Below are 15,860 nucleotides of genomic sequence, written 5' to 3'. Positions count from 1 at the left end.
TTAAAAATAAAGCATGAGAGCCTGGGACAGTGATTGGCCCAGGCTCTTTGTTTTTCTAAAAATTTCTTCGGTGATGCTAGAAATTAAGCATTTTCTTTTCTACGTCTAGCAAAGTAGACTCCTGCAATAAGTAGCAAGACTGCGCCACTTCCTAAGTAAACGTAGATTCCTTTGCCACCTGTTGAAGGTAAGGTACCTTTGTGTTTGTTTGGTACTTTTTCTGGTGAAACTAGGTTTTCTGTTGTGCCATATGATTGTTCATTGACCACAAATTCAATCCGATTTGTTAACAAGACATAATCATCAGGAGCTACAGTTTCTTCTAAATAATAGGTACCGTATTTAAGCCCTGTGATATCAACTAATCCATCAGCCGTTGTTGTAAAAGTAGTTGCTTCGGCTTTTGTTTTCACCCAAGTTGCTGCTTTCGTTGTTTCATCGATTTTCAAATAATTTGCTGTGTCGCTGTTTTGATCACGAACGACAAAGGAAGCTCCCGCCAAGGCTTGTGTCGCTGTCACATCGCCATCGACTTTAATGAAACGTTTCCCACCTGTCACAACTTCAACAGTTGGTGGTGTTTGGTCGTCGGTATGACCGTTATCAACATTCGCCTCATTTTTAAAGCCTTTCGTAGGATCTGCTTTTTCATTTAAATGCATAAAGTAAACGAATTTTAGTGTGCCGCCTGGCGTTAACGTAGGAATATATGCTGGATTAACGGCGACAGTGAAGCCATTTGCTTGTTCAGTCACTTGATAATTTTCAGGAGCAATCACTGTATCCCCATCATATAACGCATAGGCATACTCTCCAGAAGTCACGTTATCAAAAGTTAAGGCTGCATCATGTTTATCAACTAAATTGAATTTGACGTATTTATTAGCGTCGCCTTCTTTGTCTGCAATCCCCAATGGAATATTTACAGAAATTTGATATTTAATTTTTTCGCCAATTGCCACATCTTTACCATCTAAGTTTGGTGTTGTTTTATCAACTTTAGAGGTATCATTTTTGACTGTTTTTTCAACAGGTGTTTGATTGTTTGCTTCAATTGTAAATGGTGTTTTTGTTTGATTTTCAATTAATTCTGCATTATTTGGAGCTTTTACTTCTTCTAAAATATACGAACCAACCTCAAGATTTTTAACTGTTAATTCTCCCGTTCCATTCTCTGCTTCTGTGAAATCATTTTCGCCAATTTCATAACTTTTCCCAGTAATAAAGCGTTTTGCTTGTTCTTTATCCGTTGTCCATGTATATAATCCATCTTTGACTCCTTGGATATATTTTACTGTGCCTGGTGAGCCTTCGCTTTTGGAAATAACAAATTCTGCGCCATTTAATCCTTCATTTTCAGCAGTTCCTACTTTTTTCACATGTAAACTACCATCATTGGCTACCACATTTTTAGGATAAATATGAACAACCGCTAATTCTTCTGTTCCATATTTATAGGAACCATCTGCTTGCTTGATCATTTCGTAAACTGGGAACGCCACCACCATATTCGTAGCAGCAACTACACCCTCTTTTGGTTCTTCTTTAATGGTATACACTGCATCTTTACCATTTTGTTTTTTAGGTAACTGAACAGTGACATTCCCATTTGCATCGGTGGTTCCTTGAGCAACAGGTTTCCCAGGAGTTAAACTTTGGACAGCTTGTTTAGCTGCATCGACGCTTGCGCCTGCCGCTCGTTGCTCGTAAAATTCGCTCGTCACGTTATAAATACTAAACGTCACATCTGCCAGTCCTTGATATTTATCAAACTCGCTCATTTCTTTCCCGCTATTTTGAATAAGCGGATCTGGTAAATCCGTCATTTTCTTTTTGTGAATCACGAGCTGTGCGCTCTCCCCATTTTCTTCTGCAAATGCAGTTGTTGTCCCTAATACACTCGTGAAAAGTGGCAAAATTAGTAACAAGGTACTAACGGTGTACCAAACTTTTTTTAATTGCTTCATTTTCTCTCTCCTCTTTTTTGTTTTTGATAAAATAGCCAAATGACTACCATCCCAATGATTAGCAGGCCTGCAATCGTCAACCAAATAGAACGTTCTTCATTTGTTTTTGGTAAGAAGCCTGACTCTTTTACTTTTTTATTGATTACATGTAACGGTGCTGTTCGTTGTCCGTTCGTTGCATAAGAATTTTTTTCCACCGTAAAAGGAATTTCTGTTTGATTCAGAAGATAACCTTTTGGTGCAGAGATTTCTTCCAAGAAGTACTGGCCATCTTTTAAACCTTTAACTGAAAATTCACCGGCTTGATTAGACGTGATTTTTTTAGCTAATGCTTTTTCTTTTTGCCAACGATATCCGTTTGCTGTTTCATTGAGGTATTCCCCCGCTTGATTTTTGATGATAAAAACAGCCTCTGGCAAGGTGATTTTCGCATTTTCACTATCAACTTTGACAAAAGACTTGCCGCCTGTACGAACTGTGGCTCTTTTAGTCAAGGTATGCTTGTCCGTGACTAATTGTCCTTCGTTGTTAATCGCAGTGTCAGGCTCAGCGGTCTTTTCTAAACGCATTTGATACGACACAGTCATTGTTTGATTTGCAAAGTTTTGTAAGTCTTTAATTGAAAAATCAAGCGTAAATCCATGCTTTTGCGTCGTCAATGTGTAACCTGTAGTAACTGTTTTTCCAGCCACTTTTACCTCAATTGATTCTGGTAAAAGTGTCAACGTTGTATCCGCCTTATCTGACAAACGGAATTCCTGATATCCTAAAATATTCGCTGGAATCTGAGTCGTTAACTGATAGTTAATGTGCTCTCCTTGATTAAAGCCTTGTTGCTTATCGAGTACCGTTTTTTCAAGTGGTGGTAAGTCATAGGCATTTTCTTCATTTTTTGGATATAAATGAATATGCGTTAACGATTGCCCTTGTGGATCTTGAACAGGCAAAATCACTACTAGGTTGCTAGCTTTTTCCTTTACCACTTCTGGTGCTTCCGCTTCAACAAATAAATAGGCTTTATCTCGTTGCTGCGAATCTTTGCTAGCTAATGAAAAAGAAACCACTCCATCTTCTCCATTTATTGTCTGTGTTTTATCTTCTGCGATCGGTTTTCTATTTGTTGCACCGATTTCTGCTAATTGACGCTGTGCCTCTTGGACCGTTTTTCCTTCAGAACGAAGCTGATAAAACGGATCCGTCACATCATAGACTTGATAAGTGACGTCATTTAAGCCCCGATAATTTTGAAGCAGCGTTCCCTCTTCCCCTGTGTTTTGCTGCTGTTCTGGTAATTGACCATCAGGGAACAATAATTTGTGCAACGTAACTTGAACGCTTGCTTGCGATGCTTCTGCTAATGCTTGCTGTGAAAACCCGAAAAGAGCGAGTAGCATGACGCAAATACTTAACCAACGTGCGTTTTTCATCGATTACACACTCCCTTCTGGTCGTCTAATAAAGAGATAAACACCCGCTATCACGAATGTACTAATCGCTATCAAGTAAAACCACAAGCGTCCTATGCCACCAGTTTCAGGTAAAGGAACCTTTGCTTGGTTAGTAACATCTAAAGTAATTTGATTATTCTTCTCTCCAGAAATTAAAACATCTGCTACTTTTTCCCCATCTATCGTGACTGAACCATCTTCGCGAATTATTAATTCGATTGGTTCTTTTAACCCCTGATATCCTTCTGGCGTAAAGGTTTCTGTTAGGACATATTTCCCTGGTTTTAAGTTTTCAAAAACAAAAGTATCCGTTTCTTTGCCATCTTTTGGTAATTCAATATCCGTATCTGGTCCTGTTAAACGGAATTTCGCTCCTTTAAGTGGCGTCTGATTATCGGCTTTTTTATGAACCGTTAAGTCAAAAGGTTTCAAATGATTTTGATGTGTCAGTGTCCATTCTGGCGCATTTTCTTCAATATTTTTGCCTGCATAGTGAATTTTCCCATATTTATCAACAGTAAATTCATAATTTCCAGCAAGAGTGTCGTAGCCTAATGGTCCTGATTGTTCCACCATTCGATACTCACCAGGTTCACTAATTTTAAAATAGCTCAATCCTGCAGTATCTGTTTTTTGAGTTGCCACAGTTTGGTAACTTCCTTGAGCATTTTTTCTTTGCAACGCAAAAGTCGCCTCTGCTAAGTTCACTTGTTTGCCATTTTGCATGGTGTATTTTCTAATTCTGATTGGCAAAGAAGAAAATTTATTTTCAATTTCCAATGGAATAACTTGATTTGTGGAGGTCACTTCTTGTCCATCGATGCTTACTTTGCCTTGCTCACTCACCTCAATTTGCCAAGTCGTTTTCTTACCTAACTCATGTCCTGCAGGTGCTTTTACTTCAGTTAATATATAGCGTTCCCCTTTTTGTAGGCGCACATCTTTTGGCAAGGAATAGCTACCATCTTTATTGTCCACTAATGTTGTCTGAACATTTTTACCACTCAATTCAAAAACGGCTCCCACTAAGTTTTTCTCACCTGAGGAAGAATTTTTGATTACTTTTAAATCTAATGGCTTGAATTGCTTCGTGTTTTTCCAAGTAGTATCGTCGATTTTTTCTTGACTGTAACCAGGAACTGCTAATTCACGGGTTGTTTGATAATTGAAAGCTTGTCCTTGATTGTTGTATTGGGGAAGCCCAAGAACTTCTTGATAGCTTTCATCCGCGGTTTTGGAAAGTTGGGTTACATTTTTGCGCTCCCAACTATTGCTGGTATCATTTTCTGGTTTTGATAATTTAATATACCCAGTTTGCCAGTTGGCTGTGTCAGTTACTTGCTTTCTACTAATTTCATAAATCACATTATCTGGCCGACTTGTTGGGTCTTGATCATACTCTTCCCAGATTTTTTTCACGTTTAACTTCACGCCAGGTGCTTTTCCCGAAGGAACCCCAAAATCAACTTTTTCAGGGGCCGTGGCTAATGGCTGAAACGTTGTCCGACCATTCATTTGATACCAAAAATCAGGTTTGAAGTTTTCTGACTCTGTTTGAATACGTACTTGATAATGAATTTGAATTTCTTGCCCTTTACCCAAATAAATCTCATTACTATTAATTGTAGCGCCTGTTAGCGACACTTCTGGTAATGTTTGAACCTGAACAGGACCCACACTTTTCATTGATAATGTATTTGGCTCGTATTTAAAAGGTTCAGCAATTGGATCAACTACTTTTCCGTTTACCACCGTTCCTGAAATCTGAACGGCTTTTTTCGCTAAATAATCAGAAATGTCTGGTGCATAATCCGCGGATTCATAATAAAGGTCTCCATTTTCATCGGCTGACACCATCTCACGCATTTTATCTTCAACTTGTTGTTTAGATAAATTAGCTCGTGGATCGCTTTGCAATTGAATGCCCAATCCATGTATTTCAATCCCACGTTGTTTTAAGGCCATTGCCTCACCTATCGTGGCGATAAACGTACTGTTAATTCGTTTATTGATATTGTTTTGATCTGGCGCATTATAGCTACCAGAGATATAAGAAGTGCTACCTGGTTGATCTTGTCGATTCGTAAATTGTGTCCCGTAAAAGCGACCATCCGCCTCTGTTTGAACTCGACTCACTTTATAAGAGAAGGTTGGGACGCCATCCGTTAAAAGTACAATGACTTTCTTATGTCCATTTGGCGTTGCTAACATATCACCAGCATCTCTTAATGCTTTTTGAGTGAAAGTTCCTCCTCTAGTGCTGCTTGGCGTAATATTTTTAATTGGATTTTTGACTGTATCAAACGGCCCCATTTGAATAGCGTTGTTATTATAACCGTCACTTGAGTAGCCAACATAGCCCATATTGATGTTATTGGTAATACCGCTATCTGCCAATGTATCAACAAAACGGTTCACTCCTTTTTGAACTTCACCAATCCGATTGTTTTCATTCATACTACCGGACCAGTCAACGACTAAGACCAAATCCAATGGCGTGATTTCTTTCTGAACATTCCCACGCACATTAAGATATACATCAAAAAGCCCTGGTGTTGTTGTTTCTCTAGCATATTTTCGGATGGCATAATCAGCTTGGTCTCCTGTACCGCCATACTCAATATAAGAATTTGTGCGATTAGTAGGGTCCCCATTCCAACTCGTTTGGCCGTCCCATTGTGCACTACCGTCTTTATTCCCTTGATGGTTTAGCACATTTTGATTGCCTGTGGGCTGCCAATTAGCTGTCGGATAAGTCCCAGAATTATCCGTCGTGTATTGTGGTGCAATTAAAGGCAGTGCCAGATTCGCTCTCAAAGTAGCTGGCGCCATTCTTGCTTCTGCAAATGGATTGGTTACCTCTTCTGTTGCGGTCGGCTGTTCTGTTTTTTCTGGAGCCGAATCATTTTTGTTAGTTTCTTTCGTATTTTCTGGTACAGTTATTTTTTCTGGTTCAGTTGATTCTTTAGCAGAATCCTCTACTGTTATTTTTTCAGAAGTAACTGAAACATCATATTCGTTGTTTTCATACAATAACTTAGGTGGCTGAGCTGTTTGAAGCGAACTTTGCTCAACAGCTAACGAAAGCTGTACCGGCTTTTTTACTTGTGCGTCCAGAGTCAGATAAAGCGTACCATTAGTCACTTGGTAAGAATATCCGTCTTTTTCAATTACAGCAGTATCCATGAACTGTGCATTTTTCAATTGAATTTCTCGTTGTAATGGCTGCTCTGTTTGGTTGAGAAGATTTAACTCGATATTAATATTCGTTTTATCATTCTCATCTGTTATCATTTGAGCGGATGTAATTTCAACTTCTTTGGCTGTTTCTGCATAGCCAATGAGCGGTATGAAATAGGATGAGACAAGTAAAAAGACTACGCCGAAAACCCCAAATTTCTTTAGTAATTTAATGTCTGTTCTCTCCTTTCTTTTATGAATTAACAGTTAAATTAGAATTGCCTAGCACGTAAAATTTCATTATTCTAATCTGATAATTATTATACAGAGAAGGAGCTCATTAAATCACACCAGCTTTCATACCAAGCGGTTTCATTTCTGAAATTGCGTTATTGTTTCGATGATTGTTTCATTAAAGTAAAGGACTTGGGAGGAAACAATATGATTAGGTTTTTAGAAAAAAATTATCGGAAAATGGAAGAAATCATTCGTGTCTTATCCATTTCTGATAAATGGATGACTAAAAAAGAACTTGCAAAATATATTGGTAGTTCTGAGTCTACTTTTATTCGTTATATTGAGGAGATTAAACAGCGTTGGGGCGAAAGTTTAACCATTAAAACATCGCATAAATTAGGCTATCGTTTAGAAAACTTTAATGTGTCCTTATATTTAAACGTGCTGACGGATATGGCAAAAACGTCAACGACCACCCAATTGCTCCATGAGTTTATCCAAAATCCTGGCAAAACCATCGAATATTATTGCGATACCATCAATATTAGTCGCTCTTCTTTTGCTCGAAAATTGAAGCAGTGTAATCAGTTCTTGGAAACTTACTCTCTTCGCGTTATCGTTGATCAAGGCTATCAATTAACTAGCCAAACAGAAGAATTGCCTTTACGTATTTTTACAACCTTTTTCTTTTTAATGTATTATGGTCATTATGAATTGCCTTATCAATTAGATAAGCAGGAAATCAAACAATTAATGCGTCGTAATCAATGCCAATTAAATATTATTAGTATGGATAACAGTTATGAACACGATTTCTTTATTATGTATTTTATTGTTGATTTATTAAGAGAGCATCAAGGCTTTCAACAACGTTTCCAGAAAAAAACAGATAAAAAGAGTCCAATCAAAATGGAAGATTATCTTTTACTCAGTCGTCATTTTACTGGGCTCAGCCGTGAAACCTATCGGGAAGTTCTCCGATATTTTCAAAGAGGCGCTTTTCAGCAATACTACTCCGAAGACCAAGAAGTCATCAGTCAAAGAATACGTGAAAATTTAAAATTTAATGCTTTTTCACAGATTGAACAATTAACAGAAGAAGTCGTCGACTTCGCTGTTCACTTGTTAACCTGTCTTTATTTGTTTTCTCAATTAGTGCCTTTTGACACCTCCGAATTGACACAAAGGGCCACCTTTTTCACTCGACAAATTCATTTTACCCAGCTTCACTTATATGCACGATTAAAAGCAGAATTGCATTTCTTTTCCGCTCTTTTAGAAACAAATCTATTAAACTATTCATCTTCTTATATTTTTTGGTTACTTAATACTTTTCCAGAAATTAACCAGAGTTTCGACTCAAAAAAGATTTTGATTATTAGCGACATGGGCCTGAATCATAGTCAATATATTGGAAACTATGTCCACGATATTTTAGCTTTGCATCGGATTCGTTCAAATACGTTAGCAATTACGGAAGAACAATTAGGTGACCATCGACTCGAAGAATTTGACTTGATTATTACCAATCAACCAATTATTGAAACCAGCGTTCCAAGTATTTTAATTAATGATGCTATCTTATTTTCTAACAAAAGAGAATTGCTCGATTTATTAAACTTTTAACGTCTTAATGGTTTTCCCTATCTACCAAAAAGATAGCCCTTTTATCAAGAACCGCGTAATGTGAGGTGCCATCATACAGAAGATATTTTTATTTTTCTGAAATAAAAAAGAAAATAGGACATAAGTCGAAATGACTTATGTCCTATTTTCACTCTTAAGATAATCAGCTAAACCAGCAAATTAAATTTCTGATTGATTCACTGGCCATCTTGTGTGACTTTTACTTGGCAAAATTAATGTAATGAAGATCACTAAAGTACCGATAAAAGGAAGTAAATAGAATAAAATCCACCAGTTACTGTGGTCGCGATCATGCAATCTTCTTGCTCGAACAGTAAAGTTTGCCAACCAAATTAAAGCAGTCAGCAAGAAAAAGATAATGGTCACCGTATTCCATTCTTTAATGATTGTTCCATCATTGGGTGTTACTTCAATATATCTGTAAACGCCCGTAATTGCTGAATAAATCCCTAACACCAAATAATTAATTAATTGTGGCCACCAATATTGTGCTCGTGTTGCTGACGCATTCATTGTTGTAATATTATTCCAGTATTCTCTATACGCGTTAAACATATTATCACCCCCGCATTAACTATTACAGAAGTCTTTCGTTTTGTCAAAGAATAACGTTATTTTAAGCTGCTTAATGACACGTCCATGTGCCTTCCTTAAACTCACACGAAGCGGACTCTTCAGAAGAAGGAGTTAATGAAACTAACGGTTGCTGTTGTTTTTCTTCTGCGAGAATTTTTTGAATCGTTTGGCTGATTTGCTGTTTCGGTACTGCACCATTAATTAGATATTTTTGATTAATGATTAGTGCGGGAACTCCTTGTAAACCATAAGCAGAAGCTAGCGCGAAATCTTCTTGAACCGCCGTCCAAACAGCCTCGGAAGCAACAGCTTCTTTCCATAAAGCAAAATCAATCGTTGTCTCTTTTACTAGCTCCTCAATTACTTCTGGCTCTTCAATATTTAAACTTCTCATAAATAAACCTTCTTGTAACTTATCAAACAGTAACCAATAAGTGTCTTGGTTGCCAATGTATCCAGCTGCTTTTGCTGCTAATAATGCATTCTTTGATGTTGGAAAATCAAATCGTTGCTTCCTCATCCCTTCAATATTAAAACGATGCTTTGAATCGTTTTGATTGGCATGCACCCAATGCGTCAAAACTTCTTCTTTTACTACTGCTCGTGAGCCAAACATTGTTTCAAAATCGTTTGCTGACCATCCCAAAGCAAACGACCGATGAATCAATTCAATTTCAGGAAATTCTTGTTGAATCTCATGCATGCGGTCAGACATTGGAAAACAAAAACTACAAATAACATCATGGAAAAATTCTATTTTCATCCTTACCCTCCAGTAACTCTTTTTTCAAAACAGATTGAACTAAATTTACCATTTTACTTACTAAAAGTAAACAAATGAAGCCAATTAAAAGAAAAAGATGAAACAAAATGCGCTATGGCTTTTGTCTCACCTGTTCTATCTACTTATTCTGATGTGTCCATTCCATTACCCGCTCACCATTCGTATCTAATTCACCATTAAATACAAAACCAAGTTGTTGATACAACCGAATTGCTGAGCTGTTCGTATCATAAACACTCAAGTATAGCTTGTTTGTTTGGTATTTTTCTATTAGCATTAACATTAAAAGTCGACAGGCTGCTTTCCCATAACCTTGTCCTTGGAACCGTTGATCAATTAAAAAGCGGTCTAGCCAAACGCGCCCATCTTGCCAACGTCCATACATGGCATAGCCGATTAATTGATTGCTGTCATAAATACCTGCCGATTCCCATTCTGGAAATTGGTCTGATTCTTTTAGATTTTCTGCCATTGATTCAATGAAGGTTTGTTGTTCAGCAAAAACTTGTAGGTTTTCCACTGCTTTACGATTATCGCTTGTTACTTTTTCAAAATGTATTTCCATTGTTTTCACCTAATTAGTTGTTATTTTCTGCATACTTGTATTCTTTCTTGCTTCTTATTTTAACATACTTATTTCCCTTTGCTTTCTCTAACTCTCTGTGATTATACTTTTCTCTTTTTTATGGGAAATCTTCCCTATAAATGGAGACTCTTTTCAAGAGATTTCTTTTTACACCACCCGTTTCAAATGATATAAATGATATATAGAGTGTTTTAACTATGTGCAACATGATTAAAAGTTAACTGTTGGGGAGCAGTTAACTTTTTCTTTTTAACCACAAAAGAGAGGATCCGCTGTGAGAAATAACTGCAGTGGATGCTCCCTTTTGTATATTATTTATTTACTAGCCGATAGTTGAAAACTTTCCCGTTACTCAGTAGTATCGATTTTGTCTTCTTGACTATCTAAAGAACGGTCAACTTTTTCGTCGTAACTTTCCATGGAATTTTCATTTTTATGTTTCTGCTTATCGACCGTTTTATCGACTTTTTCTTTCTGTCAATCAATTGTTTTTTCCATCTCTTCGCCAGCCGAGGTACAACCACTCAGTAAAAGGAAACTTGTGAATAAAAACGCTGACAAGATAACTGTTTTTCCGATTTTTGTTTTCATAAACTCACCTCTCGTTTAATTTAAAAAAACGTCCCGATAAAACATTGTTCCCTTGATTATTTACTCACAATTAGCGAACGACTAAGACATTGCACAAAGCATGGTTAACCACATAATCTGTAGTAGAACCAATCAAGGTTCGTTGAATAGCACCTCTTCCCGTGGCACCTAGCACAATTAAATCTATGGCATAATTTTCAGAAATCGTGTTGGCAAGATAACGTTTTGGGCTCCCAAGCTCAACAATTTTTTTGACTGTTTTTACACCAATTTCACTCGCTTGTTTTGCCTTTTCAGTGAGCATCTCTTCTGACTTGTGTTTTTCTAAATCATACAATTCTTCAAAAGAAAATGGACTCGTCGTAAATTCAGCATCATTAATAATTGTAGCTAAATAAAGAGTGGCTTGTTCCTCTTTGGCAATCCTGACAGCTTCATGAAAAGCTTTTTCAGATTGATCTGAGCCATCAAGAGCAACCAAAATATGTTGATATACTGACATTTTATCCGCCTCCTTAACCAAATTAAGAATCAAAACTAACACAACAGCTGTGTTACATTTTAGTGGCTATCTGTTGTAATTTTTCCACGGTTAATGCTTGATAATTTGTTTCTTCAAGTAGTCCCGTTTGAATTTCAACAGAAACATCTTCCGTACATGTTTCTAAAAACATTGTGGCATAATCAAACTGTTGCTCTAAGAATGTTTCATACTCCAGTCGACAACGTAAAAATTCTTTCGCGGTATCCGAAACATGTAAACACATGCGGCGCTTATTCGCTTTCTTGGTTATCACAAAATAGGTTCCCTCTAAAATCGTGGTAATCTCTTCAATAATATACGCTGCATCTTTTACCATTCCGTCAATCCAGTCCTTTATTTGTTTTCAGTGTCGTTGCTTTTTTCTTTGTCGTCACTTAACAGCTCTTTAATTTTTTCACGATTGTCGTATAACTTTTTTCCTACGCCCACTAAGGCGCCGCCTGCCAATAACTTTGTTAAAAAGCCGCCATTTGCGTTTTTTTTTTTGCCATGGTGTCCTTTTAAATGATGTCCCATCCTAGCCACCTCCATAATTTTTATTTCTATTACCTATGAACATTATCTTATATGTTTTCACAAAACGCACGTATAACAATAGTTTTTTAATCAAGGCTCGACCACTTTGTAAACTCATGACTTTTAATATGACGAATCTCTTCAAATAAAATATGTGTACGTCCAACTTTTGCATACTCCATTGAACTCATCCCTTCAAAAACACCAACAATTGGCGGTTGAACACGGCCAAAATCATCCAAAGTATTCAATTGGATTTCTAAAACTTGGTTATTTTTTAAAGACTGCTCTAAGTATTCTTCAATTTCTTCTGTTGTCTGTTGCGGTAAGCGTTCAAATGCTCTCTTAGAATATTCGTCAGAAGCTTCGATTCCTTCTTGTAACTCCCCCAATGCAAAAGCGGTCGCCCATTTCAGTTCAAAGGGACGATCATGGTACTCATTATAAGGTGTAAATTCTTTTTTTGTTCGTTTCATGATGTTATCCTCCTAAACCGACATTTCCTCCAGCATGTCCACCGACTAATCCTGAACGATGAATTGCCGTCGCGCCTTCCAACAAAGAAGAGGCGTGAATTAAAGCTTGAAAGCCAAATTTTTGTCGGATTTTATCAATCAGATAGTTTAACTCCATTTCACTAATTTGCTCTTCTGGTTCCGAAAATAAATCTAATTGTAAAGATTCATTCCAAACTAATTTTCCATATGAAAGCCCTAATTGCCGGACATCGGTTCCCGCTAGATAATGTTCTCTAAAAAGGGCTAATACATAGGTAATCAAAACTTTTGTATTGTTTGTTGCAGGAATCGTTTGTTGTTTTCGCCAACCAGTTCGTCCTTCACGGTCAATTTGACCTTTGGAATAACCAACGTAGACTGTGATACATTCCGTTTGACAATGCGCTTTTCTTAAACGAGCAGCCACTTGTTCTGTCAGTTCCTTTAAGACTAGTTCAATCTGATCTCTTCGCGCATAATCTCTCGGTAAAATCTGACTATTCCCAAATGATTTTTCAGCTTTATGTTGCGCTTTTTTCCCTAAAAAGGTACGATCAATCCCCCATGAATGAGCATACAATTGAAGCCCCATCACGCCAAATGTTTCTTGTAAAAGATGCGGATTCGCTTGCGCTAACTCATATACAGAATCAATTCCTAAACGATTCAGTCGTTTAGCCATTCTGCGACCAATCCCACAAAAATCTGTCAAAGAAGGCAACTGCCAGACAGTATCTGGTACACGATCATACCGCCATTCTGCAATAAAATCTGGCGAATGTTTGGCGCCATTGTCCAACGCCAATTTAGCCAGTAACGGATTGTCCCCTATCCCAACGGTCACATAAATACCCACATGATTATAAACGACTCTTTGGATAATCCGAGCCATTTTATAGGCAGTTTCACAATGAAAATAACTTAAAGAAGCCGTTACATCAAGAAATGATTCATCTACACTAAACACAGAGTGATCTTCATCTGCGACAAACTTTTTATATAAATTATTAATTTCTTGATTTTTTTTCATGTACAAATTCATTCGTGGCGGAACCACATATAAATCAGGATGAGCGGGCACTTGATTTTTACGCGTAACATTTGAAACACCTAAAACTTTTTTTGCCATTGGCGATGCTGATAAAACTAATCCCCCCGCATTTTCGGCATTACTCATCACTACCAACATCGTTTTCAACGGATCTAACCCACGTTCTGCGCATTCTACACTAGCGTAAAAACTTTTGCAATCAATACAAAGAATATCGCGACTAGGTTCTTTTTCATAATCAAATTTCATAAACATCACCTCACTTGCAAAACCATTATACGAACAAATGTTTGGTTAATCAAGCGAACACTGTTTATTTTTTTGTTTTTTTCAAGAACGGTCGGTGATCAAAAAAAAATAGTCCAACAATAAACAGAACCCTATTGTTAGACTATTTACATATATTTGAAAAAGAACTCTCCAATAAAATAACAGTGTATTCAGATTAATACATAGAGGATAAACTTGAATAAATACTATCTAAAACATGATTATTTTAATAGATTGGTGTAGTTTAATATCAAAATCAATATTATAGGTGATAATACACATAGAGAAATAAAAATAATCAAAAAATAGAACCATTTTTTAGAAACTAGCATACCTAATCCTATCGTTCCTAGTGTGTACAGTACTATCAAAATAAGATAGATTTTTGTTCCATTTCCTGAAAAATCCGTCTTGCTCACACTAGTTATCATTCGAAGAATAGCATATATAATCCCCAAAGAGCACAGCATCCAAATAAAGCTACTAATATATTTAAGGAGATTCATAACCAGACCTACTTTCTATTAAATTACTAAGATTAGCCTTTCCAAGTTTGTGTGTGCGTCGCTCTAACATCAAAGTAATCAGGAAAAGCATAACACACAATTCCAGAAACCGCTATCAAAACTACTAATAACATATCTATATCATACTTTTTTTATAGCATATTCTGCCTATAAAAAAATAAATAACGGCATCAAAAGTTAGAATATTCATCTAACTTTTTGACGCCGTAACACCCTATTATCACTTTTTACGTCTTATTTCGATTTAAAAATAACGATAAAAAGCCCGTTCCTAACAGAATTACTGCTGAAACATAATAAGGGAAAAAGTGATTGATATCAAATAAAGCTCCTGCTGCCATTGGTCCTAAAATATTACCAAAACTTGTAAATGTCGAATTTAGACCGTTGATGGTTCCTTGTTGATCTCCAGCATGTTTGGATAAATAAGTAGTTACTGCTGGTCTAAACAAGTCAAACGCTAAAAAGACAATAAACGTTGAAAATACAACAACTAAATTATTTTTTGTAAAGGCAATCACGGCAATAAAAATGGCACTTGCAAAAAAGGTTAATTGGATTAAACCCATTTCACCTATTTTTTGGACGATTGCATCAAAGAAAAACAACTGACAAATCAACGCTAAAATACCACTAACCGTAATCACGATTGCTATTTCACTTGTGGTAAAGCCAAAATTAATAGTCGCCATAATACTATAAATAGATTCGAACGCTTGCAGGCCAAAAGAGGAAATTAAGATAATCACAAATAATGAGGTAAACATTGGATTTCTTAAAATATCCATAAATGAACCTTTTTTCGCTTCAACAGCGGCTAAAATTCGTTTCTCTGGCTCCTTCAAAACAGTTAATGTCAAAATAAAACCAATAAACGCTAAAAATGCGGCCGCAAAAAATGGAGCGCGAATACCTAAATAAGCAATAAAACCACCAACTCCTGGTCCGATAATAAAACCACCACTAATTGCGGCTGACACAAGTCCCATCGCTTTCGGACGTTCAGAAATCGTGGTCATATCTGCCACAAAGGCTGTCACTGACGGCATTAATAAAGCGGCGGCAATCCCACCTAAACCACGAGAAATATAAAAACCGCTTTTCGCTTGGGCTAAACCAAATAATAACTCAGAAATTGAAAAAACCAACATGCCCGTCGCAATCATTTTTTTCCGACCAATTTTATCCGAAAGGACACCTGCGATTGGCGATGTGATTAATTGGGCAATCGCAAAAATAGAAATCATCATTCCCATTGTGGTACCAGAAAAATGCATTTCTTCTTTTAATTGGGGAATTACGGGAATGACTAGGCCTACGCCTAGAAAAACAAGAAATAAGTTAGAAATTGCTAAGTACATCATACTATTTTTTTTCGTCATAATTTGCCTCCTCCATAAAAAAACAGCCATCAAAAATGGCTATTTCTGTTTCTTTGT

13 protein-coding genes and 1 pseudogene are annotated in these 15,860 nt (G+C 36.7%); 1 reads left to right on the top strand and 13 read right to left on the bottom strand.

Going from position 1 to position 15,860, the window contains the following annotated elements; all coding sequences use genetic code 11:
- Nucleotides 1-83 precede the first annotated feature (83 nt).
- The 3 genes from ebpC to ebpA are packed head-to-tail and all read right to left on the bottom strand — an operon-like array spanning nt 84 to nt 6,862.
- Nucleotides 84-1,967, bottom strand: coding sequence for an endocarditis and biofilm-associated pilus major subunit EbpC (gene ebpC, locus IGJ63_RS04200; RefSeq protein ID WP_002360608.1), 1,884 nt, complete (start codon nt 1,965-1,967; stop codon nt 84-86).
- Nucleotides 1,964-3,394 carry an endocarditis and biofilm-associated pilus minor subunit EbpB gene (gene ebpB / locus IGJ63_RS04195; RefSeq protein ID WP_101731961.1) on the bottom strand — a complete coding sequence of 477 codons (1,431 nt, stop codon included), beginning with the start codon at nt 3,392-3,394 and terminating at the stop codon, nt 1,964-1,966. Before ebpB ends, ebpC begins: the two co-directional genes overlap by 4 nt.
- 3 nt (nt 3,395-3,397) lie before the next feature.
- Complete coding sequence (gene ebpA, locus IGJ63_RS04190) at nt 3,398-6,862, bottom strand: endocarditis and biofilm-associated pilus tip protein EbpA (RefSeq protein ID WP_192190491.1); 3,465 nt, start codon at nt 6,860-6,862, stop codon at nt 3,398-3,400.
- Between the two features lie 174 nt (nt 6,863-7,036).
- On the opposite strand from ebpA, the gene IGJ63_RS04185 reads away from it, so the two are divergent.
- A complete protein-coding gene (locus tag IGJ63_RS04185; protein WP_101731963.1) occupies nt 7,037-8,458 on the top strand; it encodes a helix-turn-helix domain-containing protein in 1,422 nt (473 codons plus the stop codon).
- Nucleotides 8,459-8,638: 180 nt separating this feature from the next.
- On the opposite strand, the gene IGJ63_RS04180 is transcribed toward IGJ63_RS04185, so the two are convergent.
- The 10 genes and pseudogenes from IGJ63_RS04180 to emeA all read right to left on the bottom strand — a co-directional run bounded on the left by IGJ63_RS04180 (nt 8,639) and on the right by emeA (nt 15,803).
- Nucleotides 8,639-9,034, bottom strand: a complete 396-nt coding sequence (locus IGJ63_RS04180) for a DUF805 domain-containing protein (protein ID WP_002358131.1) — start codon at nt 9,032-9,034, stop codon at nt 8,639-8,641.
- Between the two features lie 70 nt (nt 9,035-9,104).
- Nucleotides 9,105-9,818, bottom strand: a complete 714-nt coding sequence (locus IGJ63_RS04175) for a DsbA family oxidoreductase (protein WP_033595404.1) — start codon at nt 9,816-9,818, stop codon at nt 9,105-9,107.
- Between the two features lie 139 nt (nt 9,819-9,957).
- Entirely contained in the window at nt 9,958-10,404 is a 447-nt protein-coding gene (locus IGJ63_RS04170) for a GNAT family N-acetyltransferase (protein WP_033595402.1), read from the bottom strand.
- 369 nt (nt 10,405-10,773) lie between these two features.
- A pseudogene (locus IGJ63_RS04165) lies at nt 10,774-11,016 on the bottom strand (hypothetical protein).
- A 70-nt stretch (nt 11,017-11,086) separates the two neighbouring features.
- Entirely contained in the window at nt 11,087-11,518 is a 432-nt protein-coding gene (locus IGJ63_RS04160) for a universal stress protein (protein WP_002391595.1), read from the bottom strand.
- 52 nt (nt 11,519-11,570) lie between these two features.
- Entirely contained in the window at nt 11,571-11,876 is a 306-nt protein-coding gene (locus IGJ63_RS04155; RefSeq protein WP_002358136.1) for a hypothetical protein, read from the bottom strand.
- 17 nt (nt 11,877-11,893) lie between these two features.
- On the bottom strand, nt 11,894-12,091 hold the full coding sequence (locus IGJ63_RS04150; RefSeq protein WP_438745983.1) for a hypothetical protein: 198 nt from the start codon (nt 12,089-12,091) through the stop codon (nt 11,894-11,896).
- 71 nt (nt 12,092-12,162) lie between these two features.
- Complete coding sequence (locus IGJ63_RS04145; RefSeq protein WP_002366430.1) at nt 12,163-12,552, bottom strand: hypothetical protein; 390 nt, start codon at nt 12,550-12,552, stop codon at nt 12,163-12,165.
- A 4-nt stretch (nt 12,553-12,556) separates the two neighbouring features.
- Entirely contained in the window at nt 12,557-13,873 is a 1,317-nt protein-coding gene (locus IGJ63_RS04140; RefSeq protein WP_002361586.1) for a Y-family DNA polymerase, read from the bottom strand.
- Between the two features lie 775 nt (nt 13,874-14,648).
- The gene (gene emeA / locus IGJ63_RS04135) at nt 14,649-15,803 is read right to left on the bottom strand and encodes a multidrug efflux MFS transporter EmeA (protein WP_033657608.1); all 1,155 of its coding nucleotides are present in this window, start codon (nt 15,801-15,803) and stop codon (nt 14,649-14,651) included.
- Nucleotides 15,804-15,860: the final 57 nt, after the last annotated feature.

The organism is Enterococcus sp. DIV1375a (assembly GCF_051712205.1).
Classification (GTDB): Bacteria; Bacillota; Bacilli; order Lactobacillales; family Enterococcaceae; genus Enterococcus; species Enterococcus faecalis.
Note: the sequence above shows the minus strand (reverse complement) of the source record. Positions and strands in the feature narration are given on the sequence as shown.